The 1892-nt window shown below is 64.5% G+C and carries 3 protein-coding genes and 1 pseudogene; all 4 read left to right on the forward strand.

All coding sequences use genetic code 11. The features are described from left to right. Positions 1-853 (forward strand): SAM-dependent methyltransferase (locus RMO23_RS14395; RefSeq protein WP_309682879.1); only part of this gene is annotated, 853 nt, incomplete at its 5' end. Between the two features lie 7 nt (positions 854-860). Continuing rightward, positions 861-1055 carry a DUF2905 domain-containing protein gene (locus tag RMO23_RS14400; RefSeq protein ID WP_309682882.1) on the forward strand — a complete coding sequence of 65 codons (195 nt, stop codon included), beginning with the start codon at positions 861-863 and terminating at the stop codon, positions 1053-1055. Between the two features lie 100 nt (positions 1056-1155). Further along, a complete protein-coding gene (locus tag RMO23_RS14405; protein WP_309682884.1) occupies positions 1156-1524 on the forward strand; it encodes a phosphomannose isomerase type II C-terminal cupin domain in 369 nt (122 codons plus the stop codon). A gap of 42 nt (positions 1525-1566) precedes the next feature. Beyond that, positions 1567-1892: pseudogene (locus RMO23_RS14410) on the forward strand (hypothetical protein); the annotation flags it as partial.

Raw genomic sequence — 1892 nt, forward strand, 5'->3', positions numbered from 1 at the left:
AGCGACCGGTACCAGCGAGATCTGGGAGTTTGGCGCGGGTTCGGGCGCGCTGGCCCTGCAGATTCTGGATGCCATCGGGCCGCAACTCGAGCGCTACACCATCGTGGACCTGTCGGGCAGCCTGGTGGCGCGCCAGCGCGAGCTGCTGGCCGGGCATGGCGGCAAGGTGCGGTGGGTGAGCGAGCTGCCGCCGCGGATGCGCGGCGTGGTGGTCGGCAATGAGGTGCTGGACGCCATGCCGGTGAAGCTGCTGTCTCGCCTCAATGGTGTCTGGCACGAGCGCGGAGTGGTGATGCACAAGGGCCAATTGACCTATGCTGACCAGGCCACTGACTTACGACCGCCGCTGGAGGTGGAGGGCAGCCACGATTACCTGACCGAGATTCACCCGCAGGCCGAAGGCTTCATCCGCACGCTGGCCGACCGGCTGCAGGCCGGTGCGATCTTCCTGCTGGACTACGGTTTCCCCGAGCATGAGTACTACCACCCGCAGCGCAGCATGGGCACGCTGATGTGCCACCGCGGCCACCGGGCCGATGCCGACGCGCTGCTTGACGTGGGCAGCAAGGACATCACTGCCCACGTCAATTTCACCGGCATTGCGCTGGCCGGGCAGGACGCCGGGCTGCAGGTGCTGGGCTATACCAGCCAGGGCCGTTTCTTGCTGAACTGCGGCCTGCTCGATGGCATGGAAAATGCCGGCCTGGCTGAGCGCGCCATGGTGCAGAAACTGGTGGCGGAGCACGAAATGGGCGAGCTGTTCAAGGTGATGGCGTTCTCGGCGAAAGGCAGCGCCGAGGCGGGTTGGCAAGCCATGGGCTTTGCGCGGGGCGACCGGATACACACTTTATGAGCGCCGCATGATTCGCTGGATGATCGTGATTTTCCTGGCGCTGGTGCTGATCAGCTGGATCAGCCCGTTGCTGCAGAAGCTGGGCTTTGGCAAGCTGCCGGGCGATTTGCGCTTCCGGCTGTTTGGCCGCGAATGGTTTATTCCGGTCACCACGACGATTTTGCTGAGCCTGGTGGCCAGCCTGCTCAGCCAGCTGCTTTGAGCCCGGCTTGAGATCAATTTGAGGCCATCTACCGGCCTGGTAACTTGATGGCTGGCCAGCCGTTAGCATTGTCAGCCTGCTTCATCACTGCTTGAACCGCATGAACACCACCACCCGCACCGAAACCATCGCCCGCACCGAACGCCCCTGGGGCTGGTATGAAACCGTGTCTGAAGCGCCGGGCAACAAGATCAAGCGCATTGGCGTGCATCCGGGCCAGCAGCTGAGCCTGCAAAAACACCATCGACGCTCCGAGCACTGGCTGGTGGTGCAGGGCACGGCCCGCGTCACGCTGGATGAACGCCAGTTTGACCTGCAGCCGGGCCAGGCCTGCGACATTGCGCTGGGGCAGGTGCACCGGCTGGCCAACCTGACGCAGGCGCCGGTGGAAATTGTCGAGGTGCAGTTTGGCAGCTACCTGGGCGAAGACGACATCGTACGTTTGCAGGATGATTACGGACGCACCTGACTTGCCCCATTCCAACCACTTCCCAACCACTTCACAATCATCATGACTACGCTCACTCCAGGCCTGCTGACCGCCCTCAATTTCAAAATGCCCGAAGGCAGCGCGCCGGTGGCCTGCGTCGATGTGGGTGGCACCAAGGTTGCTGTCAGCGTGGCCGATGCGCGCGGCATCCACGGCCGGGTGGTGGAGCCGACGGCCAAGCAAGGCGCCAGCGACGCGCTGGGCCAGCAGGTGCTGCGCCTGATTGGCGAAAGCTGCCGCCTGGCGGGCGTCGCGCCGGAGGCGCTGGGGGCGGTCGGCGTGGCCTCCTGCGGACCGTTTGTGCTGAACCAGGGGCTGGTGGAACTGGCTGCGCCCAATATCTGCGG

The sequence above is a fragment of the Polaromonas sp. genome, assembly GCF_031411155.1.
Classification (GTDB): domain Bacteria; phylum Pseudomonadota; class Gammaproteobacteria; order Burkholderiales; family Burkholderiaceae_C; genus Polaromonas.